This window comes from Bradyrhizobium sp. MI1.4, assembly GCF_055811315.1.
Map to the genome: position 1 here is coordinate 1 of NZ_JBVVPP010000034.1, position 21,484 is coordinate 21,484.

A 21,484-nucleotide genomic window follows, 5' to 3' on the forward strand; every position below is an offset into this window, starting at 1 on the left:
ACGGGTGGGCGACTTCAAATCGGAATGGTGGGCGAGATCATCTCGGAATCCTGGGCGACATCGATCGGAATCCGCAAATAGTAGCTGAGGTTCGCTGAAAGTGCTGTGAAATACCTCATTTTCGTGGAAAAGACGTGTCCTGAGCGGTTTCATTTGCTTGTGAGGTGGGTACCAACTTCGGCGGATTAACCACGCGATCCGGGTTAATTTTAATGAGACAAAATACTGCTTGTTAGCCTAGGCGGTGCAGATCAACGTGCAGATATTGCCGTTTTCCGGGCTCGGCGGGATCGGAAAACTGACTCTGTAGAGGTGCAATCGCGATCGCTGCGATGGCTCGATTGGAAGTTACCTCTTCATTGGAGAATCTCGCCATGGTCGAACGTCGAGCAATGGAGCGGATACCGATTAACCGGGCGGCGCGGCTGTCGTTTGGTGGATGAGTGGGACCCATCCGTGCGTGGTGCGCGACATCAGCGCCCTGGGAACCTGCATCTCCACGCCGTACTACATATTCGCCAGCGAATTGGCGTTATCGTTCGACGAACATTCCGAAACCTTCACCTGCCGCCTCATGTGGAGGAAGGAGACACTTTGCGGGGTGTGCTTCCTCCTGCGCCGCAGCTCGCCGAAATTGGCGAATGACGTGGTGCGGCTTGACCACCAATGATGTGCTGCCGACTCTGAGCATCCTTAAGCTCATGTGTCGACATAATTCCTCGCGTGCGCTGAGAGGGGATCGGGCGGCCGTTTTGGGCGACAAAGTCGAGCCCCTCCACAAGGTCCGCTGATTGAGGGATGGCAGACCAGATCAACTCACGTTCAGTTCTTCGCGTTTTGACCCGAAGCGGTCATGTTGCGATTTTGGGAGGAAGCATCTCAACGTTCGCATCACGCTGCAAATCGTGTCACCGCGTGAAGTTCGCAGCTTGATCGCCTCCCGGAAGAGAAGACGTGGAGGCTGGCCGTTGGCAGCCTTCTCCGAATTTTGCCTGCTCGCCTCTCTGGCCAACAAGTTTCCTCAAGTCTTCAAATCAATCGTGGCTGCCTGGGTTTGATCCTGATTGAGTTCAGCAGCGTTGCGGCGGCGATCATCAGCAGGATGCCGGCGAGGCTGAGCGCGATCTGCATCGCAAGACCATTCGAGATGTCGGCCAGCGCTATTTGGCTGGCGAGCGCCAGCAGAACACCGAGACAATAGATTGCCAGCGAATTCTCCCCACAGCGGATCGCTGCGCGCATCAGCGGCATCGGCAGTCCTTGCCAATCGCGGGGTACGAGCCATACCGCCAAAATCGCAAGCGCTAAAAAATGCAGCAACCGCAAGGGAGCGAGATCCGATTTGTCGACTTGGTAAACCACATTGGCGAGCGCTTGTGGGACCAGATCTTCCAGGGTCGTGAGCCACCAACTCAATGCGACGATCAGGCTAAAAGTCAGATAGAGAACTGCAAGTACAAGCGCGATGCGACAGGTCATCCAGGGCCAGACTCCCTTGCCCGCAATGACACACCAGGCGCCGAGCACAACCAGCAGCTGCCAAGCCAGCGGGTTGAAGAACCACACGTTGTTGGGCCAGGCCGGGACGGTCCAGCCGAAGACGTGTACCAGCGCATAAAGCAAGAGCGACGCGCCGAGTGTCACGTTCGGCACTCGCAACAGCAACCACAATAGTGGTGCAAACAAAAGATGATAAACCACGAAAATCGGCAAGACGTCGGTATTGACCGGACGGTATTGCAGGATCGCCGCATGCGCGAGCGCCGCACCCGGATGTTCCAGCAAAAGGCGCGTGTTGCTCTCGTCGGCGATCCGGCCACCGCCGGTTAGGTAGACCATGATGGCGCAAGCTATAGTGAGCAATAGAAATGCAGCATAAATGTCCCAGCTTCGCCACAGCGTTCGGGCGATGACGCCGGGCCAGCCATCGCGCGAATGTGCGCTGCCGTAAGCCAGTGCGCAGGTCACACCCGAGACGAACATGAATACTTCCGCGCTATCACTGAAGCCGTAGTTCCGCAGCGTCAGCCAGCTTCCGATGTTGTTGGGGAAATGATTCAAAAAGATGCACCAGAGCGCGAGGCCGCGGCAAGCATCGATGCGTAGGTCGCGGCCTAGCCCTTTCGGCTCCGGCCGCGGGCCCGCCAATGGCATCGCAGGCGCCGCGAGCAACTCGGGTTCGGGCTGCGGATGCAGTCCGCGCAACGCGTTTCGCTCGATCTCCGCCAGCATCCGGCGACTGTCAATGTTCAGCGCAGTCCGATGCTTGTCGAGGTGGGCCGGCGCGTCACTAACGGGATACGATCGCATCGGCTCCCGCGCATCGGACAGATCGATCGAACTGATCGCCACCATCTCGACGAAAGAGCTGCGCGGCGGCGGCGCAGGCACCATCATCATGGTGGCGACGGACCGAAAGGACGGAAATGATAATCCTTCCATTCCTTCCATTAATTCTTCGTCGGTAATCACTTCATAGGAGCCAGCCGGTAGTATCCGCTCGAAGCTTGTGATCCGAAATGGGTGCTCGAACTCCACCGTTTCACGTCGTGATCGGGTAATCGTCATGATCATCCTCGCATGTTGGCGAGGACGCGCCGGGACAGCGGATAACAGCTGGCATAAAGAGGCGATCTCGCGGGTGCTGAACGCTCAATGACGGGGCTATTCAGCACCTCGGGCGAAAGCGATTCCACTGCAAACCGAAACCGGAAACTCCGCCTCAGAGCCATGCGCGTCCGGATTAATTGTTATCGAATATTCGCTGCCGTCCCGGCAGCCAATGCGCCAAGCATCGACCCCAGATTCGGTGCCGCCTTGATACATGGTCCGAACAACAGCTCCACAGGCCTGCTTTCTATTCTTCAAAACGGACGTCCAGAAAGCGAGATGCTTAGCCTGATCCAGTGCAAGTATCCTCATCGACCTTTTGTTAGCGGCGTGGGCCGTTCTGAAAGGCTCGGCAGCTACGACCTCGGGTGGCATGGCTGTTGTTGCAGTGGCAGCCGCCCTTCTAAAATGCAGATCGGCATCCAGAACAAACCATAGGACGGTGAAGCTCGCGACAGCCACCAGAGAGAGAATAGGCGATCGCTTCATCATGTCTCTCCCTCCCAGAGATCGAGACATTGCGGCCATCGCGGCGTCGCGGGGCCCGAGAAACCTAACGAAATATGGTACGTCGTGAACGGCGCTGATCGCTGCAACCGCCCAGGAACTGAGCCCTACCCTTCGATGAGCAGTGGCACAGCGGGGAGTGCAGCAGCGGCAGCGGGTTCAAGCAGCGGCACTGACCTGTCGCGAAAAGATGTCAAGGTGGGGCTGACTGATACCGTTTAAAGCCGCGTCAGCTCGGCTCGAACCTTGCGTGTCACTGCGTGCCGAGCGGCGAGCCTGGCAGCGCACTAGATGTCCGATTCGGGCACACGTTTACCTAGTCGACTGGAAGAGCATGATCTGATCAACGGCAAACACAACTCACGATTTATGAACGCGCGGAGGTTTCACACAACCGCTGAGGCATAGAAGGGCAACGGCGCGCGAGACGGACTCAGATCGCATGACGCGCAGCGCGAGATAAATGTCTCTTCCTGGCCGATTTTGTTGCAAAAGTCGGTTGAGACAAGTCACGAACCGTGATTCCGTTGTGTTGACGCGAATCTCGGCGAGGTCGATCCATGATGGGCCGTCTGAAGAGTGACCAAGGTCAACTGTTCTACGAGTTTCGTCTTGGCGACGCGATACCCGAAGATCATCTGGTGCGGAAGATCGATGCTGCTCTCGATCTGTCCTGGCTTCGCGGTGAACTAGCATCTCACTATTCGTCGATGGGGCGCCCGTCGATTGATCCGGAACTGATGATCCGGATGCTGGTCGTGGGGTATGTCTTTGCGATCCGCTCGGAACGGCTGATCTGCCGTGAAGTGCAGGTGAACCTCGCCTATCGCTGGTTCTGCAAGCTTGGTATCGAGGACGCTGTCCCGGATCATTCGGCATTTTCGCGCGCCCGCAACGAGCGCTTCCGTGATGGAGATGTTCTCCGCCGCGTGTTCGAGCGGATTGTCGAGACATGCATTGCCGCCGGTCTGGTTGGTGGCGAAGGATTTGCAGTCGATGCGAGCCTGATTGCGGCCGACGCGAACAAGCAGCGCTCGATCGCAGGTCAGGACTGGTGCAGGGATCGCGATCCGGCCAGGTCCAGCCGCGCGGTGAAGGAGTATTTGGCAACCCTCGACGATCCGGCGTGGGGCGCCGCCAGCGATGTCATCCCGAAGTTTGTCTCGCCATCCGATCCGGCAGCGCAGTGGACCGGCGCTCACAAGGGGCCGGCATTCTTCGCGTACTCCGACAACTATCTCATCGACGTGAAGTTCGGCGTCATCGTGGATGTCGAGGCCTCCCGCGCCATTCGCCAGGCCGAGGTCGGTGCAGCAAAAACCATGATCGAACGAACCGAGGAGCGCTTTGGTCTCAAGCCAGAGCGACTTGTCGGGGATACCGCTTACGGAGCGGCTCCGATGCTGAACTGGCTGGTCGAGGAGAAGGGCATCGCGCCGCATATCCCTGTGTTCGATAAGTCGAAGCGGGATGATGGCACCTTCTCGCGGAGCGACTTTCGATATGACCCAACCGGGGACGTTTACCACTGCCCGGGTGGTAAGCGGCTTGGGACGAGCGGTACCGTGCACGAGGGCAAGACCCTTCTGTATCGTGCCAGCAAGCTCGACTGCGATGTATGCCCGCTCAAATCGCAGTGCTGCCCAAAGGAACCATCACGCAAGATCCCGCGCGATATCCATGAGCATGCCCGAGACGTTGCCCGGTCGTTCGCTGGCACCGAGGGCTTCGAGCTCTCTCGGCGTCAGCGCAAGAAGATCGAGATGAGGTTCGCACACTTGAAGCGCATCCTGAAGCTTGGTCGGCTCCGATTGCGAGGCCCGCAAGGTGCCCAGGATGAGTTTGTTCTAGCCGCCATCGCTCAGAATCTGAGGCGGTTTGCATCGCTGGTCGCACGACCGCCGCCGGCTCAGGTTCTGCGCATCGCGTAGCGTAGCGTCAAAGTTGCGTAAAATGCGTCAGGGCCAGCGCTTCAAAGCGCGGCTCAACAAAAGGCCCAGCGGCCAAATCCATTGCAGCCAACTTTTGCAACAAAATCGGCCCATAGCCGACCTGTCGGGAGCAGGCCGGTCGAGGACCGCTTGTGACCCCAATTCAGACATCGGCCTCCCTCTCCCTCTCTCTCTCTCTCTCTCTCTCTCTCTCTCTCTCTCTCTCTTCATGTTGCAGTAGTCTTGAATTGAGACGCCCCGACCAATTGTCGCGGCGCTCGTCGATTTCATATCGTCCGCCAACTAGCCCTTAGACGTTTGTCTCGCGTCGGTTGGCGCAGCGACATATCTAGAGTTCGGCGCAACCAGGAAGTCACGTCAGAGGGCAAGCCGACGCAATCGGTGCGCCGTCGCGTGCGCCATTCGCAGCTACAATCGTTTTTCTTTGCGAAGAAACGCACCTTAAGCCTTTAGGTCCGTGATCCGCATAATCGCGACCACGTTCCCATCATTGAACGCCTGCTCCTTTGTGTCCTTGTTGCAGGTCCAGACAAAATTCTTCTTGCCGGTAAAGGTCTTTTCGTCCTGCTCAAGCCGAAGCTCTCCTTCGGTGATATGGCAGACCATGGCATTCATCATCGGGGGCCCCATGGTCTTCGATCCCGGCTGCATGATGATGTCGCGCATTGAGACGGTCTTAAAACCCGGGATCAGCGATGGTGTCTCGCTATCATACTCACGCACCACCACACCTGGCCACGGAGTTGTGTCCTTGTAGCCCGTCGTTTGAGCGGCGGCGGGCTTTATCATGGCCGCCGAAGCCGCTGCCAACCCGAATGTCAATGCAGACCTTCGATCGATCTTGCTCATCGCTTTTCTCCCTGGGTTACTTGCAACAAGCCGCCGCAAAAGCTGCGCGCGTGTGGAATGTGAAATCGTGGTGTGAAACCGAAAAGGGGGCGGTCTCTTAGGCTAGCGTACCTGCCGACAGCGCTAGTACTGCTCGTTCGGCCCGAACGGTGACTTCGGCACATCCCGCTTCAAGGGCGACCACATTCTACGAGAACGGACGCGCCCTAGAAATGGGTGTTTCGCCCAAGAGGCATAATGCCTCAGTTTGCTTAGGCCTGAAGTTCGGACCCGGCGTCAGCAACTTCACACTGCGACCAACTGAATACGCAAGTCAGTGTCACTGACTGGTCCTGTGGCGGGTCGCAGTAAGTGTGCGGCCACGACCTATTGGCGTCGAGTGCGGAGGCGATGATGCTGCTCCCGCAACACCGCCCGGAGCTAGCCCATCAGCGAAGTGGCAGCATGCCTCAGTTTTATCGGACAAAGGGCAAGGGTCCGATGCCATCAGTGCAACCCGGAAATGAAATAGCTCCAAGCGGTGGCCGGTATTATACAGGTGCCACTGGAAGTGCTGTTTCAAGCGTTCGTGGAAAGATTGCTACGACCAGTCTGGGAGGAACATCTGATGACGACTATGTTTGTTAGACACACGGTTTCCGACTACAAGACCTGGCGGAAAGTTTACGACGATTTTGCTTCGGTTCAGAAGACGAAGGGCGTAACAGCCGAGGCTGTCTACCGAGCAGTCGAAAATCCCAATGACATCACAGTAACTCACGAGTTTGCCACGATTGAAGCTGCGCAAGCCTTCGCGGAGAGTGCTGAATTGAAGAATGCCATGCAGAATGCGGGAGTAGCGAAAGCTCCAACGATTTGGTTTACCAAAAAGGCGTGAAGTATCGATCCCGGCCAAGTGCCGGCTGTGGTGGTACCATGTCGCCTGTTGGCCCATTGAGACATGCCGAAGCGGTCTGACGATATCCGTTCACAGGGGTAGACCGGTAGAGAACGGCACGCGGCCAAAGTGACGCGATTGACCCTGGCTGTGTAAAAACGCAAAGATCGAAACGCGACGAGAATGACATTCTGGCTTTGCGGGCCCGCCGCCCTAGAATTGCGGCGATCAGGATGGGCGAAATGCAGTATGTTTGCGACACGCCGAAGGGTAAGACCTGGTTCCGTATCGAAACGGAAGGTGAAGCGGTGCAAGAGTCGCGCCTGATGCGCCACACAGTCGAGAAATATTTCTGCCGCGAGCGAGAGAAGGCAGTCCAATCCTGGCGTCCGGAGCAGCCCAACGCGATCGAGCGCGACATCGGCCTCGAGGCCCATGTACAGCGAGAGATGCCGCTTTTCCTCACGTTGCGTGACAGGGAGGGTAATCCACTGGCTACAGCGATGCTGCCACCGGGTGGCAAGGATCGCGGCGGGTTCCGGATCATCATCGTTGCCGCATGCAATGCCGATCCTTATCCTGAGCAGGATGCGGCCATCGCTGCGCTAGGAGCGCATTTCGGTCTCACACTCGATCGCCACCGCTGCTTCCCCTACGGCCGCTAAGGAGCCTGACAAGTATCGCTGCTTGGAGCGAAGTCGGCTCATGTCCCGTTGCGGACCTGCGCCGGCCTGCTACCTAATGGCAGCTTCTGACCGAAGGCGGCTATCGCATGGTCTCTATTTCTGCGAAACGGCTCTGTATTCACCACTCGCTCCGCCGGACGAGACGATGGCGCTTTCCCGGAACGGCGCACGGGTAGGCTGGGACGCCGACAATTCCTGGCAATACATCCGATCGATCTTGCGCTGCATGAGCGCATAGCAGTCGCATACAACGCGCTCGAGCCGCACCCGGTCGATCTCGATAAACCCGCGCCGGTCGGAGGGGACGGCGCCGGCCGCGCGCAGCTTGCTCATCGTCAGAGTCACTGTCGTCCGCCGCACCCCAAGCAATTGCGCAAGCGCCTCCTGCGTCACCGGAAGGAGGTCATCGGGAACGCGGTCGTGAAGCTGCAGAAGCCACCGCGCCATGCGGCCATCCACCCGGTGCAGCGCGTTGCAAGCGGCTACGTGCTGGAGTTGCAATAACACCGCGCGGGCGTGGAGCTGAACGACATTCCTGATGGCTGCGCTTTGCGCATAGGCATCCCGAAATTTGGCGGCGGAAATCAATGATGCTGTGCCAGCGATGCGTGCAATCGCGGTCACGGATGAAAGCGATGGGCCGAGTACGGAGAAAGAGGCCAAAGCGCCTTCCCGTCCCATCAAGGTGGTTGCGACCGTTTGCCCGTCCGGCATATCGAGCATGAAGGCGATTGCGCCGCTATGGGGAAAATAGACCGGGTCCATCTCATCGCCCGAGCGCACCAGAACCGCATCTGGCTCAAACGAGATCTTCTGGAAGTAGGGCGTGAGCAAGCTGAGATCCGCTGGCGGCAGCGCTGCCAGTAGCCGATTCCCGATGCCAGTGCGGTTGACGGTCCCGATGCTTTCTTGTGAAAGAGCCCCCACTGAACGGCCGCGTCCATCTATTTCATTCACTAGGATTATCCGAATTATGAGTTGCCGAAAGGCGACTATCCAAACAGAGCCATTAGTCGAGATCAAGCACGGACATTTGCGGAGACGCTGCCGGCGTCTCGCCGCGCAAGCAGGATCTTGCATACATCATACTATTCACGCCCGTTGTGCGACTCGGCGAGCGGGGCCCTGCGGGATGATCAACCGGTGATGGTTCCGGCAGCGCTTGCTCTTGGCTTCCTAGCTGACGTCTTCGGCGGTGTGGGGCGTGCACGTCTTTTGGCCCGGCGCTTCCGTTGACACGGTGCAATTATCCGTCGGTTGATTGGGGTAAAGCCGGAAGTTTGCCGCCCCGCCAGAGCGACGCTTTTGCCCTCAACGGACATGCGGGCGTTGTCCGTCAGGAGGCCCCAGGCCAGCACGCTTAGGTTGCTCTGCCGAAAGTGCGGACATAACGCGGCCAGCTGCTTAATGAGTACACAGCCTAGGAGGGCCCTGCTGCCAGTTAAATTCGGCGACTGTTCGCGATTCCTCGCCGTGCGCAGACGCCGCCCCTGCACTGGCGGTGATCCACAGGCGATGCTTGCGCTATTCGCGCCACGGCATGCGGCACGGATCCGTAGCCCGCACATCGCCTGTTTCGTCCAGCCGTATGCACGCAAATTCCCTGTTCGCTAGCGATAAATTCCCTGTTCGGATTTGGCGGATCGCGCCCCGGATGCACTGAATTTCGAGGCAAATGTTCGCATTTTCATGGGATAGCGGCCTCACCGCAGGCGCGCTTTCCCTGTAAAATTCCCTGTTCGCAGGGAATTCGGACCGCGGCAGCGAAGGAACTTCCTGCGTCTGTCGTGATTGCTGTTCAAGCGCAGGGAGACGCATCCATGATCCGCAAACCTCTGTTCGTTGTCCTTGCCTGCATAGCATTCTCGTCGACAGCGTTCGCCCAAGGCGGCGGTGGCGGCTCGGGTGGGGGAGCCGGCGGCGGCGCGGGTTCGGCGGCAAGCTCTGGTGCTGGGACAGGCACCTCGTCGAGCAGCGCGACCTCGGGCCCCTCGGCTCCTTCCGGCATAGGGACTCAAGGCACCACCACCGGCGCTAACGTGAACACGAGCAGCCCCAACCCCAGCCAGAACAATCCGAACGTCCAACCCCCAACCGCGAACGGAAAGACGCCGGCCGCCGCGCAAGCCGAGCGTAACTCCGGGGTTGGTCATTCAGCTAATGGTTTGCCGATCGGAAGCCCCGGATCAGGCACCAGCAACGAAGATCAGAAATAGGGCGATCTATTCATCAGCTCTCACCGAAAGGCCCACCGTTGTGGGCCTTTTCCTTCGAGCTATGGCTCCGAATAGATCGGACAGCCTGCGGCCAGTGTGTTAAGGCCGGGGATGAAAAAATTGATTTTGGCGATGCTGCTCATCGCGACGCCGGCCTTGGCGCAGCCCGAACCGCTAGCCCCGAAGGCCCCATTGACCGATCGCGAACGGGTTCAGGCCGATCGTGCGCAGGCCGCCACGCAGGAGAAGGACGCCCCGACCGCGCGGCCGTGGGACAGGGGCGCGGATGGCAAGCGGCCCTGGGACCGGGGTGCGCAGGCGAAGTAGCAGCGTTCCCGACGGGACCTCGAAAGCTTGCCGGCAATCGGCAGCAGCCTTCCGTGAGGATCCTTCCGCGACGGAACTGAGTTTAGGCGGCACGGGCTGGGGCTGCCTCAATTTCTCCATCGAGCCGTCCAGTGCAGCGACAGCGCTCCGGCTCCGCTTCCTCGCCAGTCGGCACGGCCCTATCTGACGGTCACTTCCACAGCGATGATCGAGGATCCGCGCTGCCTGCGGTTTTCGCCTGACACCGCAATTCGAAACCGGTCAGTCCCTGGACGTGAGGGGGCTTGGTAGCGAAATGACGGGCCGACGATCGTCACATGACCGGCACTGGGCGCCTCTGCCAGTTTAACTTCATCCAGAAGCTGAGTTCTGCCGCGCAGGCCTTGCAGGCATTCCGTGCCGGCTGGGATTGAAACAACCCAATACACGGTGTCGGAAAGCAGTACGAAGCGCTCGGGCCGCAAGGCGCATTCACCTGCGGCCGCAGCATGCGCTTGCAGCCAGTATCCCGCGATAAAACATAGGCTTGCCGCCGCTGTTTTGGGCCTCATGCTGCCGCCCATGCGGTGATCATGGTTGGATCGGCCAGGCAAGCTCAAACAAAATCGCCGCCACCGGCTGCCCGGTGTTGCGGCGATTCATGGGTGAACGCGGCTGGTCGCTAAACGCTATGCCGTTCACCGAGCGTACCAATACCCCCACCAGCGTTGCGACACAGGCCGGGCCTCCGCCTTGAGCGCGGCGACTTCCTCGACAGAGCGAAGGTTGGGGCCATAGATCGCAGGCGGGTAGACATCATCCCAAAACACGTAACCGGTTCGGAGGTGGGCCGACCGATGATGCGCAGGAGCAAGCGCGAGCTCCGCGGCTGAAGCTGCGGTCGTTATCAAAGCAAGGCCAAGAACAGAAAGAGCAATGGATGGAGCAAGGGTGCGGAAGTTCATTGGATCAATCCCTCTCGAAATGGGCGAGAAATAATGCGACGGCCTCTAAAAGGTTGCAAGCGCATCGTTCCATAGAATGGCTGCGAAATCCAGCTCTTCAGGTGCGCGAATCCACCTGGACGGGACAGAACAGATTTGAAGGTGACCATCCGTGTCGGTGCGTCCGGCCAAAAGATCGCGCTATCAGACAACTCAGATGCTGCTGCTCAGGACACGATCACGCGTGGGCAATCTTTTGGCAGCAGGAGAGCCACCAAGATCATCAGGAATCATGATGTCGACACACTGCTCACTCTTGATGAGCACTGCACTATTCAGGGACGACTCCTATGGCTTCTGCATTTGTCTTCGCCTTGATCTTCTGCGCCGGCGTCATGTCGGTCTATGCGCTGCGTCCCCGGCGGTCGCAACGAACGACGACGAACGAACCCTCCGGTACCTCGCGCAGAACAGCCCGATCGACTCCCAGCTCGGCATTCGGGCGCGTCCGACGTGCCTTTTAGGCCTCGTCCAGCGTGCGAGCGACACCTTTGTTCTCACGACCATAGGCGACACAGAACATGACCCAGCCGATGAGGGACGCACCGCGACGGTACATCGTGGACGGTACAGGACAGCGTGTCCTTTTCGGTTTGACGATCGCGGAAACCATCGAGTTCGAGACGTTGGACAAGCCCGACGCGCCCCTCGGCCCTGGCCTTCGCTTCGATCAGAACAAGCCGGGACAACGATGGCTGGAGCTCTACGCCAAGCATGAGCGGGCCTGGCGCAACTGGATGGCCGACACGCGGGCTGGAGGGGAAATGCCACTCGTGCTCAACTAGGTGATGCTCTTAGCTCGTGACCGCCGAGGCATTCCATTGGCTTCAGGAACAATCTTCCCGACGAATCGGGAGACATTCCCAGGCTAGTCATATCCTGGGCAGTCATACCGCGAGCATCCGGCTGCCTTGTATGCTCATGAGAGTTAGATTGCCCGTCGCGTAGGCGCCCGTATCGATGTTGACCCGGTTTGCCAGAACTTCGGCGGTGCGCACCGGCGTGTGACCATGAACGATATATTTGCCGAACTGCTCCTCACTCTGAAGGAACTCTTCGCGAATCCAAAGCAGGTCGCTTTCGCTTTGCTCGGCCAAGGGGACACCCGGGCGAACGCCGGCGTGGACGAAGAAAAAATCTCCACAGGTAAAGCTAAGCCGTAGTTCGTCCAGGAACTCCAGATGCTCACCCGGCATTGCGCGGATCAAATCGCGCATGATCGACGCTGGGTCGTCGCGCTTCAGGTCTGGCGGCGCGAGTCCATAGGACATGAGTGTCTGGGCGCCACCGATGCGAAGCCAATCTTCAAACAACGAAGGGTCTTCGAAAACCCTCACTAAAAATGCCTCGTGGTTTCCCTTGAGAAAAATCGAGTTTCCCCGCCGGCTTCGTTCGACCAAGAGGTCAAGCGTGGCGCGCGTGTCCGGGCCGCGATCGACATAGTCGCCCATGAACACCTCGATCGCATAGCGTGGCCGACTGTGGGCCAAGTCGGCGTCGATGACCCGCAGCATGGGCTGCAGCAAATGCGAGCAGCCATGAATATCCGAGATCGCGTAAATTCGGACGCCATCCGGCAGTTGCGGCCTATGAATCGGCGGGTGTGATTGGGCAAAAGATGTCATGGCGCGCACACTCGGTGAGGTGGTGGGGACAGTTTCGCCAAGTCGGTCCGCGGCCGGACCTTATTGAAGGGTGTCGCCTCTCAGACAGCCCGATTGCGCCGAAGGAAAGGAGGGTATTCGCTTGCTTAGCTTGTCGGCGCGCGCTGAGCAAATCAGGCAACTCTGCCGTGGGCTGCATCGCGCCCGGCAGCGGGAAGATGCCTGCCTCGCTGAAGACAGCTGGGCGGATACAGCTCTAGATCGTAATTCATCGGACTTCTACTAATCGAATCACATCGGTTGCGGAGTCACTCAATGTGGGCAACAGGCGCATCAAAGATGAGCTGCTATCGCTTCACGCAGGCGCCCCAGCGAATTCGACGCGGAACCTGATTCAAAATAGGGCAGCGAGTTTCGATCGTGTGTCAGCACTGTGACGTAGGTCTTCCGCGCCCATGACCTCTCAACAAAACGCGATGCATTCATGCATCGCAAAAGTTTCGCGTGCAGCGCCACAATATCGCTGTGATCACTTCACAGTTTGCGTTCGGGGAAGTGACGGATCTTCAGCATCACGGATCAGCGTCAAGCATTCTCGATAGCAGAGGTTCGAATGGCTGTTGCAACTTATGGTTCTGAAGGCGCTGGTGCACTGTCGTCAACGCGCGGCACGGCTCTTCAGCGGCCTTTTCAGATCGTCATCATCGCTGCCGACCTGCTGCTGATCCTGCTCAGTTATGGTGCAGGGGCGGCGCTCTACAATGTTGCGCTTGCCTCCACTGGCGACGGCGCGTCGATGGGGGCAGGATTGATTGTCGGCGTTGTGTTCGTCGCGGTCGCATATTCCCAGGACGTCTACGCCACGCACCGCTTGCTGAATCTGGTCTGGCAGCTGCGCAAGGCCGTCTTCATCTGGTTGGCGTCGCTGACGATCCTCGCTATGGCGGCATTTCTGCTCAAATCCACGGACAATCTGTCTCGCGGCACAGTGATCATTTTTGCTGCAATCGGAGGCGCCGGATTGATCAGTCTGCGCTTTGTCTGGCAGTTCGTACTCGCGACAAACTATGCCAGAAGCCGCTTGGTCGATCGCAAGGTGATCCTGTTGAGCCTGAAGCCGCTCGATTTCACCTCAAGCCGCTTCAAGGATTTGCGCAGAAACGGTTTCGACGTCATGCGTCATTTCGTGCTTGGGATCGACAGCGGCGACGGCCATTGGGAGCGACAGATTCGCGATGTCATTCGGCAATCGCGCCAGGCGGACGTCGATGAATATCTTCTAGCGATCGATTGGAACGAATTGCCGATGCTCCGAAAGATCGGGCCCTTCCTGCGCGCGGTGCCCCAACCGGTACGCCTTCTGCCGGATGATTCAATCGCCGACCTCGTGTCGCGCCCATTCCTGCCAGTCAGCGGGACCGTAGCGGTCGAGATTCAGCGGCCGCCGCTCAGTGTTTTCGAGCGTTTCCAAAAGCGCTGTCTTGATGTAGGGGTGGCCTTGTTGGCGCTCGTCATACTTGCACCGCTGCTGCTGACAGTCGCCGTTCTGATCAAGCTCGGATCGCCGGGAGCTGCCATCTTCCGCCAGTCGCGCCGAGGGTTCAACGGCAAGCCGTTCGAGATATGGAAATTTCGGACCATGACGGTCTGCGAGGACGGCCAGACGATTACCCAGGCCACCAAACGGGATGCTCGGGTCACCAAGATCGGGCGTTTCCTTCGCATGACAAGCATCGACGAGTTGCCGCAGCTTTGGAATGTCTTGCGCGGCGACATGTCCCTGGTCGGGCCGCGCCCGCATGCGCTCGCCCATGACAATTACTACGATGAACTCATCAGCAAATACGTCTACCGCCACCACATGAAGCCGGGCCTGACAGGCTGGGCTCAGGTCAACGGCTTCCGGGGAGAAACCCCGACGATCGACTTGATGGAAAAAAGGGTGGAATATGACGTCTGGTACGTCAGCAATTGGAGTATCTGGCTGGATCTGAAGATCATGGCGCGTACGGCCTCGACGGTCCTGTTCCAGGAAGCCTATTAGTAGGAGCCGCCTAGGTGGCGGCGGCACTTATCGGCCGTCAGCTTCCGTTGCCGGGGGTCTTCTTGAAGAGACGAAGGACGGCGTCCCGCAGCGCAAGCATTGGCGGCACAAGGACGAAGAACGCTCCCATGGCGACTGAGGCAACGACGTGACGAAGCGAAAAAGGCTCGTCATGCTCGAGCTCTCGGCGATTCGGATCGAGCGGGGCAGGCGCGAGAGTGGTCGCCAGCGGTCGGGATCCCCGGCGGGCCTTACGCGGGGGAACCACGATCAACACGAAAAGAATATTGAGCAACACCCAGATGCTCAGGACAATAAGAGCAATCACCATCCGAACCTGCCGAAAAAATGCGAAGAGTATGAGCGCACGTTAGCCCCCTGAACCTCGGAAGGAAAGGTGCTCAAAGATTCGGCAGTCCAGGTTGCGGTCACGATCAACAGCCCTTCGTGCCGGGGGCAGGTTTGTGCAGGCAACACGTCACTATCTACTATCTTTCGTCCGGATCGCCGTGGTCAATCCATGCCTTGGGCTATGGCAGAGATCGGCATTTGTGGATTCCGGATGAATACGGGGATTGGGCGCGTATCGGAGCCCGACGATGGGGTCACTTGGCGGGTTGGTTCCGACGTCGTCGCGGCCCCGGAACTCAAATAGAGCCCCGCTGACGCATCTTCGCCCCGCCTGGCGTCCCGCCCCACGGCTGCGAATTTCCGACGGCCCGTTTCGGTCGGCTCCTGCAGACGATGGGACCGAAAAGTGGGTCCCTGCAGTCTCTTCGGAAGGCTCCGCGGCGGCCGTCAGCAGGTCGGGGCCTGCGCTAGGGGCGCAGCCGCGGACTGTGCGGCTTGCTGCGCCCCTCGCTCTAGGAATGTTCGACGTAATAGCTGTTGCGGTGCTTACCCTTATACGCCTCGATGCGTCCAAGCATCTTCGGGTTGGCGCGATTGAGGACAGCACCCAGCAGCTTCTTCTGAAGGATCTCCGACCCCGAAATTGATTCTTGAAGCGCAGCTCGCGTGGTTGCTCCCCATTCGATCACATAGACCATTGCATCGATGAGGACGCTGAACGCTTTTGAGTCCGCCACCGGCATCACAGGCGCAAGATCGATAATGATATATTCGTAGTGTTCCCGGAGCATCGCGAGCAGGTCGGCCATTGGCCTCGATGCGATGACGTCGGCCGAATTGACCATGCGCGAAGCAACGATGGACGGCAGGAAATCGAGACCGGTCTCCTTGCTTCGTTGCACGTGATAGCTGAAGCCCGTGGGATCACTGAGGGCCTCGACCAGTCCGCTGTTGGCGTTCGGCGCGAGTTCCCGTGTGAGTGAGCGCGTATGCAGGTCGCCGTCGATGAGGATGGTGCGGTGACCTGTCATGGCAATCAACTGAGCGAAATTGGCCGCGACTGTCGTTTTTCCTTCCTTTGGCAGCGACGATACAATGCCGATGACCTTGATCTCTCGGGTCATGCGCGCAACGTCGATTGAGACCTTGATGTTGCGCAACGTTTCCGCAAACCGCGAGAACGGATGATCGACGACATAGCGGGATAGTCCCGCTTCGTCGGCTTTCGCGGATGCCGAAAGCAACGCGCGCGTCTTTGTCGGCGGGCGAATATCTGGGAGAACGCCAAGACACTTCACGCCGAGTTCGTCCTCGACCTCTCCGGGGGTCCGCAAGACGTCGTTGAGGAGCTCGCGCGCAAAGGCGGCGCCGAAGCCGAGGCAGAGGCCGCCGACCAAGCCTCCCACCAGGGCCAAAACCGTCCGCGGCGAGCTTTTGCGATCAGGCTTGGTCGCGGTGCTGATCAGGCGTGCCTCGCTGAGCGGGAAGCTCTGATTTTGGGTGGCGCTTTGCAGCTTCTCCAGGAAGTTGTTGTAGAGATTGCGATAGGTGTCGGCCGCGCTTTCGAGATCGCGCAGCTTGACTTCTGCCTGGCCGGTGTGACCCGCCTGGGCGACCAGCTCTTTCACGTTCTTATCGAGAGAAGCCTCTCGGCTTTTTGCGATCTCGTAGTCGCTGCGATAAGCGTCCCCAATCCGATGAAGCTCATCGGCGATATTCTTGCGCAGTTCCTCCATCTTGTTGGCCAAATTGACCGCTGCAAGATGGGTCTTGCCGTAACGCCTTGACCAATCGGCATATTGGGCCTGTAAATCGAGGTACTGGGCGCGCAGGCGCGTAATGACCGAGTTGTTAAGGGCGTCCGTCACGGTGGGTTGGGCGAGGTCTTGGTCGGAAATCGCTTCGATCCGATCGAGGCGCGCCTTGGCTTCGGCCGTGGCCGCCCGCGCCTGAACCAGCTGTGTATTCAAGTCCGACAATTGCTGCTCGGACATGAGGCCGCGGCTGGTTCCGACGATATTGTGCTCTGCCTTGAAGGTTTGCACCGCGCGGTCGCTGGCCGTCGCCTGCTCGCTGAGCTCGACGCTCCGCTGCTGGAGCCATTCGGTCGCCCGTTTAGTGGACTGGTATTTTGCTTCCAGTGCACCCACGATGTAGGCATCGGCGATCGCATTTACGATCTTGACTGCCTTGTCCGGGCTGTGTGCGCGATAATTGAGCGACAAGACGTATGTGGTCAGGACGCGCTCGACCCTGAGACTCTTTTGAATCGATTCCACCACGGCATGTTCGATCCGCTCCTGCGTGGGCGGTTCGCCGGATTCGAACACTGACATGATCTTGCCGGTAACGACGGCGAGAAGTCCTGGATTGGATCCGTTGAATTCCGGATCCTCGGTGAGCCGCAGGCGGCGAACGATTGAAAGGATAAGATCGTCAGAATTGATGACTTCGACCTGGCTGTCGACATAGCCGGTGTCGATCAGAGCGCTGTTGGTCCCGCTGTCCTTGTCCAGAACCTGGGTTTGCCGGGTGTCCATCATGATACGGGCGTTTGCCGTATACATCGGCTTTGCCAGAACCAGATAGACGATCACCAGAGCCAGCGAAGCGCCAACTGCCGCAGCGATCAGCGGCCATTGCCGACGAAGGACATCAGTGACACGGTCAAAGCTGAGGACCGCGCCGCCAAACTCGATGCCAAACCGGTGTCCCGATTGGAAGTGTTCTCTAGGCTGATACATCTGAAATTCGCTGCCTTAATGGTCAGGATCAATTCGGGAGGGGAACAGGTTTGAATGGATTGGCCAGTTTGGTCTTCCATTCGCCTTCCAACAGCGCTCCGCCCCGAGGCTGCGTCGGCTTGTTGTCTCTCGGCTGCAATTGGGCGCTGGAGCCATCTTCTCCCGCCGCGGAATAGCCCGCCTGCACGGCGAGGTCACCGACTCGCTGCGTGAAATCCCTAATCTTGCGCGCAGCGTCCGGTTTCGTTGACGTGCACAGCGCTTCTGCGAGCCGCAGCGCCGCGCCGATGGTCGAGCGGTCGGGGGAAGCCAATTCGGAAATGAGCGTCTGCACCGACGGCAACACCGATGGATTGGTCGCGATATATGAAGAAAGGCGAGCCCTCAGCTTCTCTTTGTCGTTGCGTAGCCGTTCCAGAAGCGAAGACGGCGCCTTCACGAAGGCGTCGAGTTCGGTTTGTGAGGCGCGGTCCGAGAATCCAACGCATTGAGCGCGGGTCGGACCGACGCCCGATGCGATCAGAGCAAATCCCGTCAAGATGATGGGTAGCCATCTCGGCTTCGTACGACGCGTCACTTCGCAGCTCATCCGTGTCCCTTCGTCGTTGCTGCAAACCAGTACACGCGAAGAGTGGCAGCCAACTGTGTCAATTTTTGTGCGATGCAAAAGCGGGTTTCATTCGGTCGCGCTTGCCATCGATTGATACATCAGTGCCTTACCTTTCGTCGGTTGTGCAAGTACGATTTGCAATGCCTGCGAGATCGGCACAATGGCGCCTGCGATTTTTGCAGTTTGAAGATTTATGAGGCGGTCGCAAAAATCTTGTCGCGAAATTGACACACGAAAATTGTTCGAGCGAGCAGCGCTGGATAGCGCCTGGATCAAGAAACATCTTCTGTACAGGCTAAATCGCAACACCGCCGGGTTTCGCGCATACTTTGTTCGCAAATGCTCGCGACCATTCGCCGGCGAGTCAGTTCGTTCGTCCCGATGCTCCTCGATCAGCAAAAATGGCGCAAAGTTGTCGCGCGCATGTTCGAATGACAGAGAGCGTTGAATTTATCGCCGGTCCTCATGCGTCATACGCGAATCCTCAATCGTGACGATTGAAAGCACGCAAAGACCTGATACAGACTGCTGCGGTGCAACAGCTACGGAATGTCGATGTGACGGAGTTGGTTCATCGTGAGAAAGCGCATGTCCTGCCGCTCGACAGCATCCGGGGTATCGCCGCGACATCTGTGGTGATCCACCATCTCCTGCTGATGCCGACCTTTCTCGCGGCATTCCCACACAATGCGTGGATCAATTGCTCGTTCTTCAGAAGCGCGTGGCTATTGGTCGACTTGTTCTTCGTTCTCAGTGGCATCGTGATGTCGTTGAGCTACGTCGAGGGCGACTTCGGACGCTTCTCGCTGCGCGAATTCATGGTGCGGCGTTTGGCGCGGGTCTATCCGCTTCACATCGTCATGCTGATCGCAAACCTGCTGTTCCGCCTCCTGCGTATCGGCTTGGTCGCCACAGGCGTCGTGGTTGCCGCGCCAGCCGCCTTCGAGGTGAACAACGCCTATTCCTTCCTGCTCAACGTCTTTCTCCTGCATTCGATGGGACTGATCGACTATCTCAGCTGGAACGCTCCGAGCTGGAGCATAAGTGTCGAATTCTACACCTACCTGGTGTTCGGCCTGATCGTCCTGCTGGCCCAGCGCATGCGTTCGCTGTCGTGGTTCTACGCCGTCTCCGGGCTCGTCGCGGTCGCAAGTCTTGTCGTGATCGTCTTCGTGCTCGACAAGAGGAGTCTGGGACTCCAGACCGATTTCGGCATTCTTCGCTGTTTTGTGAGCTTCTTCCTCGGTGTCTTGACCGTCAGGATCGTTCGTCGGCTGCCAGGCAAGCCGAGCCCTGCCGTGCAGGGAGGGCTGCAGTTGATCGCCATGATTGCCAGTATCGTCCTGGTCAGCCTCGCAGAGACCAATCCGGCGACCACCTTCCTGGCGCCGCTTGTTTTCGCAGCCTTCCTTGGCACGCTGCTGGCGTTTCCGGATGCGTTGCTGGTGCCGAAGATTCTGGTGGCGCGGCCGCTGGTGTGGCTGGGGCGCAGATCCTACTCCATCTATATGGTGCATGCGCTCGTGGTGCTCTTCGCGGAGTACTTCGTGCGGGCACTTGGGCCACGGCCGATCGCGGCGCTCGATTCGATCTGGACGGGGCTGCCGGCGACGCTGAACCTCGTGATCTCCCTGGCCGCTGTGCTGGTAGTTTCGAACTTCAGCTATCTCTACATCGAGAGTCTTGGCGGTAAGCTGCTTCGGAATGCCCTTGGAAGCCGGCCCGATTTTTCGCCATCTCCGGCGCCATCGGCGCGGCTGACGAATTGAGGCGAGCATGACGGCCCTTGCGCTGCAGCGCCCGCAGATCACGCTGGTCAGCCTCAACATCGAGGCGATCGCGCTCGGGGTTTATCTGGTCCGAGACGCCTTCGGCGGCGTGATCCGCTACTACACCAGCATCTTTCATCTGGACACGCTCTGGTACCTGCCCGACGGCGTCGCGCTGCTGTGTCTGGCCCAGTTCTTCGTGCATTGCATTTTGCGCAATCGCAGCACCCTGGCGCTCCTGGTGTTCGCGCAGATCATGCTGTCGCTGGTGCTCGGCTACTTCATGATGGGCACTGCGACCGCCGCGATCTCGGCTTTCAAGATGATGCTGCCGGTGTTTGTCGGATTCTGTTTCTGCGATTCGAGCCTGGGTTCCTACCGAAAGCTGCTGTCGATCATCGCCGTGACCTTCTATCTCTCCGTCATCGGCGTGTTGTTGACCAAGTTCTACCTCATGCCCTGGGTCGGCTACAAATATGAATCCTTTGGCGCCGTGCGTGAGGCGGGCCGGCTATGGTGGGCCTATGGCGGTGACGATCAGCGCCTGATGGGCTTTGCCGCCGACAATACCATGGCCGCATTCTTCATCCTCGTGTCGTTTGCGATCACGTCGATCCGCAAGAGCACGCTCTGGTGCCTTCTGTACGGCTCCCTGGCGGTTTACGTCATTCGTCTGACCACCAGCAAGACGACCATGATCGTTCTCGTGCTGTACCTGGTGCTGCTGGTGATCGTGCGAATGCTGCCGGAGAAGTCGCGTTTCCCCGCGATCCGCGCGATCGCGTTGTGGTCGTTCGCTGCGATCCTCGTTCCGTTCTTCATGATCGTGGTCGCATCGGGCACCGCAGCAGTGCCGCACTCGACCTTGTTCAGCATTCTCGACCGCATCAATAACAGCTGGCAGCTGCCGTTCGTCTACATGAGCCAGCTGATGCCGATCGGTCTGGTAACCGGCTGCGGCGCGGGTTGCTTCAACTATCCGCAGAAGCTTTTCTCGCCGCTCGCGGCGTACTGGGTACCGGTCGACAACTTCTACATCGGAACATACCTGATGTTCGGGCTTCCGTTCGTCGCATTCATGGTGATGGTGTTCCGCGCCAACTTCGGAGCGACCGACGTCTACAAGCTGACGCTGCTCTTCGTGGTCAACCTGTTTACCATCACCGTCCTGAACTACGGTCCAGCATCAGGGCTCCTGATCATCGCATTGAGCTTCAGCGAAGTATTCTCCCGGCGGGCGACCTCCGCACGGGCAGCCGATACCGTTCCGATAGAATTGCCGCGGCCGATCCGCTCATTGGAGGGTCTCGGCGTAGATATGCCAGGGACGGCAGCGCGTGGGAGCAGATGAGACA

Annotated in this window: 19 protein-coding genes; 9 read left to right on the forward strand and 10 right to left on the reverse strand. The window is 58.8% G+C overall.

Features of this window, described 5'->3' with window-relative positions; all coding sequences use genetic code 11:
• The first annotated feature begins 460 nt into the window (after nucleotides 1-460).
• Nucleotides 461-670 (forward strand): hypothetical protein, encoded by a 210-nt coding sequence (locus tag AC0L23_RS27645; protein WP_245329393.1) that lies wholly within the window; start codon nucleotides 461-463, stop codon nucleotides 668-670.
• A gap of 359 nt (nucleotides 671-1,029) precedes the next feature.
• On the opposite strand, the gene AC0L23_RS27650 is transcribed toward AC0L23_RS27645, so the two are convergent.
• Complete coding sequence (locus AC0L23_RS27650) at nucleotides 1,030-2,568, reverse strand: OpgC domain-containing protein (RefSeq protein ID WP_240543969.1); 1,539 nt, start codon at nucleotides 2,566-2,568, stop codon at nucleotides 1,030-1,032.
• Between the two features lie 96 nt (nucleotides 2,569-2,664).
• Nucleotides 2,665-3,102, reverse strand: a complete 438-nt coding sequence (locus AC0L23_RS27655; RefSeq protein ID WP_085349975.1) for a hypothetical protein — start codon at nucleotides 3,100-3,102, stop codon at nucleotides 2,665-2,667.
• 575 nt (nucleotides 3,103-3,677) lie between these two features.
• Between AC0L23_RS27655 and AC0L23_RS27660 the strand changes: the two genes are divergently transcribed.
• Nucleotides 3,678-5,048, forward strand: coding sequence for a transposase (locus AC0L23_RS27660; protein WP_473357556.1), 1,371 nt, complete (start codon nucleotides 3,678-3,680; stop codon nucleotides 5,046-5,048).
• 462 nt (nucleotides 5,049-5,510) lie between these two features.
• Here the strand turns inward: AC0L23_RS27660 and AC0L23_RS27665 are convergent, their stop codons facing one another.
• On the reverse strand, nucleotides 5,511-5,918 hold the full coding sequence (locus AC0L23_RS27665; RefSeq protein ID WP_085357631.1) for a hypothetical protein: 408 nt from the start codon (nucleotides 5,916-5,918) through the stop codon (nucleotides 5,511-5,513).
• A 607-nt stretch (nucleotides 5,919-6,525) separates the two neighbouring features.
• Here AC0L23_RS27665 and AC0L23_RS27670 point away from each other — a divergent pair.
• On the forward strand, nucleotides 6,526-6,795 hold the full coding sequence (locus tag AC0L23_RS27670; RefSeq protein ID WP_026233982.1) for a cyclase: 270 nt from the start codon (nucleotides 6,526-6,528) through the stop codon (nucleotides 6,793-6,795).
• A 233-nt stretch (nucleotides 6,796-7,028) separates the two neighbouring features.
• Complete coding sequence (locus AC0L23_RS27675; RefSeq protein ID WP_018460247.1) at nucleotides 7,029-7,460, forward strand: hypothetical protein; 432 nt, start codon at nucleotides 7,029-7,031, stop codon at nucleotides 7,458-7,460.
• A 114-nt stretch (nucleotides 7,461-7,574) separates the two neighbouring features.
• On the opposite strand, the gene AC0L23_RS27680 is transcribed toward AC0L23_RS27675, so the two are convergent.
• On the reverse strand, nucleotides 7,575-8,408 hold the full coding sequence (locus tag AC0L23_RS27680; RefSeq protein ID WP_085394237.1) for a Crp/Fnr family transcriptional regulator: 834 nt from the start codon (nucleotides 8,406-8,408) through the stop codon (nucleotides 7,575-7,577).
• A 1,400-nt stretch (nucleotides 8,409-9,808) separates the two neighbouring features.
• Here AC0L23_RS27680 and AC0L23_RS27685 point away from each other — a divergent pair.
• Nucleotides 9,809-10,024: a hypothetical protein gene (locus AC0L23_RS27685; protein WP_018458866.1), complete on the forward strand. Its 216-nt coding sequence runs from the start codon at nucleotides 9,809-9,811 to the stop codon at nucleotides 10,022-10,024.
• Nucleotides 10,025-10,203: 179 nt separating this feature from the next.
• Here AC0L23_RS27685 and AC0L23_RS27690 read toward each other — a convergent pair whose 3' ends face one another.
• The gene (locus AC0L23_RS27690) at nucleotides 10,204-10,587 is read right to left on the reverse strand and encodes a hypothetical protein (RefSeq protein ID WP_143274130.1); all 384 of its coding nucleotides are present in this window, start codon (nucleotides 10,585-10,587) and stop codon (nucleotides 10,204-10,206) included.
• A 941-nt stretch (nucleotides 10,588-11,528) separates the two neighbouring features.
• Here AC0L23_RS27690 and AC0L23_RS27695 point away from each other — a divergent pair.
• A complete protein-coding gene (locus tag AC0L23_RS27695; RefSeq protein WP_018458864.1) occupies nucleotides 11,529-11,792 on the forward strand; it encodes a hypothetical protein in 264 nt (87 codons plus the stop codon).
• 102 nt (nucleotides 11,793-11,894) lie between these two features.
• Here the strand turns inward: AC0L23_RS27695 and AC0L23_RS27700 are convergent, their stop codons facing one another.
• Entirely contained in the window at nucleotides 11,895-12,632 is a 738-nt protein-coding gene (locus AC0L23_RS27700; protein ID WP_026233678.1) for a metallophosphoesterase family protein, read from the reverse strand.
• Between the two features lie 592 nt (nucleotides 12,633-13,224).
• On the opposite strand from AC0L23_RS27700, the gene AC0L23_RS27705 reads away from it, so the two are divergent.
• Nucleotides 13,225-14,655: an undecaprenyl-phosphate glucose phosphotransferase gene (locus tag AC0L23_RS27705; protein ID WP_018458862.1), complete on the forward strand. Its 1,431-nt coding sequence runs from the start codon at nucleotides 13,225-13,227 to the stop codon at nucleotides 14,653-14,655.
• Between the two features lie 37 nt (nucleotides 14,656-14,692).
• On the opposite strand, the gene AC0L23_RS27710 is transcribed toward AC0L23_RS27705, so the two are convergent.
• The 4 genes from AC0L23_RS27710 to AC0L23_RS27725 all read right to left on the reverse strand — a co-directional run bounded on the left by AC0L23_RS27710 (nucleotide 14,693) and on the right by AC0L23_RS27725 (nucleotide 18,636).
• On the reverse strand, nucleotides 14,693-14,986 hold the full coding sequence (locus tag AC0L23_RS27710; protein ID WP_018458861.1) for a hypothetical protein: 294 nt from the start codon (nucleotides 14,984-14,986) through the stop codon (nucleotides 14,693-14,695).
• Nucleotides 14,987-15,518: 532 nt separating this feature from the next.
• Nucleotides 15,519-17,750: an AAA family ATPase gene (locus tag AC0L23_RS27715; protein WP_018458860.1), complete on the reverse strand. Its 2,232-nt coding sequence runs from the start codon at nucleotides 17,748-17,750 to the stop codon at nucleotides 15,519-15,521.
• A gap of 28 nt (nucleotides 17,751-17,778) precedes the next feature.
• Complete coding sequence (locus AC0L23_RS27720) at nucleotides 17,779-18,288, reverse strand: hypothetical protein (protein WP_018458859.1); 510 nt, start codon at nucleotides 18,286-18,288, stop codon at nucleotides 17,779-17,781.
• A gap of 138 nt (nucleotides 18,289-18,426) precedes the next feature.
• Entirely contained in the window at nucleotides 18,427-18,636 is a 210-nt protein-coding gene (locus AC0L23_RS27725; RefSeq protein WP_143274129.1) for a hypothetical protein, read from the reverse strand.
• A 281-nt stretch (nucleotides 18,637-18,917) separates the two neighbouring features.
• Between AC0L23_RS27725 and AC0L23_RS27730 the strand changes: the two genes are divergently transcribed.
• Nucleotides 18,918-20,129, forward strand: coding sequence for an acyltransferase family protein (locus AC0L23_RS27730; RefSeq protein ID WP_240543140.1), 1,212 nt, complete (start codon nucleotides 18,918-18,920; stop codon nucleotides 20,127-20,129).
• A 7-nt stretch (nucleotides 20,130-20,136) separates the two neighbouring features.
• Nucleotides 20,137-21,480 (forward strand): hypothetical protein, encoded by a 1,344-nt coding sequence (locus AC0L23_RS27735; protein WP_018458856.1) that lies wholly within the window; start codon nucleotides 20,137-20,139, stop codon nucleotides 21,478-21,480.
• Nucleotides 21,481-21,484 lie beyond the last annotated feature (4 nt).

What these genes read in the sequence shown, in the direction of transcription:
- AC0L23_RS27675 (WP_018460247.1), top strand. Translation starts at nt 7,029, where the DNA reads ATGGGCGAAATGCAGTATGTTTGCGACACGCCGAAGGGTAAGACCTGG.
- AC0L23_RS27695 (WP_018458864.1), top strand. Translation starts at nt 11,529, where the DNA reads ATGACCCAGCCGATGAGGGACGCACCGCGACGGTACATCGTGGACGGT.
- AC0L23_RS27655 (WP_085349975.1), bottom strand. Translation starts at nt 3,102, where the DNA reads ATGATGAAGCGATCGCCTATTCTCTCTCTGGTGGCTGTCGCGAGCTTC.
- AC0L23_RS27685 (WP_018458866.1), top strand. Translation starts at nt 9,809, where the DNA reads ATGAAAAAATTGATTTTGGCGATGCTGCTCATCGCGACGCCGGCCTTG.
- AC0L23_RS27660 (WP_473357556.1), top strand. Translation starts at nt 3,678, where the DNA reads ATGATGGGCCGTCTGAAGAGTGACCAAGGTCAACTGTTCTACGAGTTT.
- AC0L23_RS27735 (WP_018458856.1), top strand. Translation starts at nt 20,137, where the DNA reads ATGACGGCCCTTGCGCTGCAGCGCCCGCAGATCACGCTGGTCAGCCTC.
- AC0L23_RS27710 (WP_018458861.1), bottom strand. Translation starts at nt 14,986, where the DNA reads ATGGTGATTGCTCTTATTGTCCTGAGCATCTGGGTGTTGCTCAATATT.
- AC0L23_RS27715 (WP_018458860.1), bottom strand. Translation starts at nt 17,750, where the DNA reads ATGTATCAGCCTAGAGAACACTTCCAATCGGGACACCGGTTTGGCATC.
- AC0L23_RS27665 (WP_085357631.1), bottom strand. Translation starts at nt 5,918, where the DNA reads ATGAGCAAGATCGATCGAAGGTCTGCATTGACATTCGGGTTGGCAGCG.
- AC0L23_RS27670 (WP_026233982.1), top strand. Translation starts at nt 6,526, where the DNA reads ATGACGACTATGTTTGTTAGACACACGGTTTCCGACTACAAGACCTGG.
- AC0L23_RS27705 (WP_018458862.1), top strand. Translation starts at nt 13,225, where the DNA reads ATGGCTGTTGCAACTTATGGTTCTGAAGGCGCTGGTGCACTGTCGTCA.
- AC0L23_RS27650 (WP_240543969.1), bottom strand. Translation starts at nt 2,568, where the DNA reads ATGACGATTACCCGATCACGACGTGAAACGGTGGAGTTCGAGCACCCA.
- AC0L23_RS27690 (WP_143274130.1), bottom strand. Translation starts at nt 10,587, where the DNA reads ATGGGCGGCAGCATGAGGCCCAAAACAGCGGCGGCAAGCCTATGTTTT.
- AC0L23_RS27700 (WP_026233678.1), bottom strand. Translation starts at nt 12,632, where the DNA reads ATGACATCTTTTGCCCAATCACACCCGCCGATTCATAGGCCGCAACTG.